The organism is Streptomyces sp. NPDC028635 (assembly GCF_040637635.1).
Classification (GTDB): domain Bacteria; phylum Actinomycetota; class Actinomycetes; order Streptomycetales; family Streptomycetaceae; genus Streptomyces.
In genome coordinates this window covers 1-1649 of record NZ_JBEZWX010000090.1, presented here as the reverse complement: position 1 = coordinate 1649, position 1649 = coordinate 1, and the positions used below count along the sequence as shown (strand labels likewise).

1 pseudogene is annotated in these 1649 nt (G+C 66.4%); it reads right to left on the bottom strand.

Annotated features, from left to right (window positions below):
• Window positions 1-1013 (bottom strand): annotated as a pseudogene (locus AB0E88_RS35740) (sugar-binding protein); the annotation flags it as partial.
• Window positions 1014-1649 lie beyond the last annotated feature (636 nt).

The following is a 1649-nucleotide window of genomic DNA, read 5'->3' as shown; positions in this document are numbered from 1 at the left end:
GAGCCGGGGTTGTAGTCCCAGCCGTCACCGATCCACGACGCCTGGTTGTTCGTCGCCGACGTCCGGCCGTCCACCGACTGCGACGAGTACCCGAGGGAAATCTTCGGCATCAGACCGCCGGCCGTCTCCGGCACCTGCACGTCATACGAGTACGTGAACGCACCCGACGACGAGCCGGCCGCCCACGCACCCGACGACAGCAGCGGAGACGCGGTGAAGTCACCGGAAGCCGAAGCCCCGGTGTCCATCGCGCCGATCACCTGCGGGCCCGAAGCGTCGACGACCGGCAGGACGTCACCGCTGCGGTAGGCAGCCGTGCGCGCTCCGGACTGCGTGACACCGGCGTCGCCGCCCAGCAGGTCGCGGACCGGAACGGAACCGGTCAGGATCTTCCGCTTGGACGCCTTCTTCGCAGCCTTGGTCTTCGTCGGCGCCTTGTCGGCGGCGACGACCTTCACCGAGGAACGCAACCGCTCCGGCTGCTTGTCCGTCTTGCCGGACATGGTCGTCGTACCCGCGTCGCTGGCGCAGTCACCCGTGTCGGGAGCGTCCATCACACAGTTGGGCAGCAGGACCAGACCGAAGCGGTCGGCGGCCTGCGGACCGTACAGGTCCGCGAAGCTCGTCGTGTCGACGGCGATGGAGACCTGCGCGGTCGGGTCCGCGTCCGCCGGCGGCGTGACCTTCATGATCATGCCGGACACGTTCGCGTCCTGCGACGCCGTCGGCGCCGCCAGATCGACCTTCCACGTGCCGTCGATCGCCGCCGGATCCGTACCCGCGGGCACCCCGACAGCGATCGGCAGGTCATCGACCGGGACCGTCGTCCCCGGCGTGGCATCCGGCTTCAGGGTGGCGACACCGGTGTCCGCCGCCCACGGCGTGACCGCCGTCGGCGCATACGGATCGATGGGCACCTCGGGCGCCGTGGTGAGGTTCTTCTCCGCTTCCTCGTCCGCGTCCAGCGCGGTCGGCTTGGGGAGATCGGGGAGCTTGACCTCCTCCCGGTTCATACCGGGGCCGGGTATCGCCCAGGCCTCGGTACCGAGACTGCTCACCAACAAGGCCGTGGACAACAAAAGGACGGTCGCCGCGCGGCTTTGCCGGCGGCGCCGTCGTTGTGACTCCGTCATCGCCGGGCGCCAACGCCCCAGCCATGACGGTGGACTTTGAGCGCGCATACGCGTCGACCCCACCAAGGCATGCAAGAAAAACGACAGATGGAATTCGCACCCTCTGTCATGGCCGCCACAGGATTCAACATCGATTCGGAACAGTTCCCGTCGATGCTGTGATCTGCGACACGGGACGAGACCTGACTCTTGGTCACCTACATGGATAAGTCGACAAGATCATGATCACCCACACCTATGAGCGCACTTCAGGTGATCAAAAGCCGCACTTACGGCATGGTCAAAGCGGAGTCACGTGCTCCCCATCCATTCGTCACAACTTCATAAATTCCTCATACATGGACTGGCTGTGCCGAACGTGTGATCGTGTGCGCGACTCTGCCCCGCGGCCTGCCCGACCGGGGCCGTTCGTGCTGTCCGTATCCGCCTGGTTCACACGGGAGTAGACCGCCGCCGTGTCCGCGCCGCATCGTTTTCTCAGCCCCTTCGTGCGCACGCGCACCAGGCTGGCTGTCA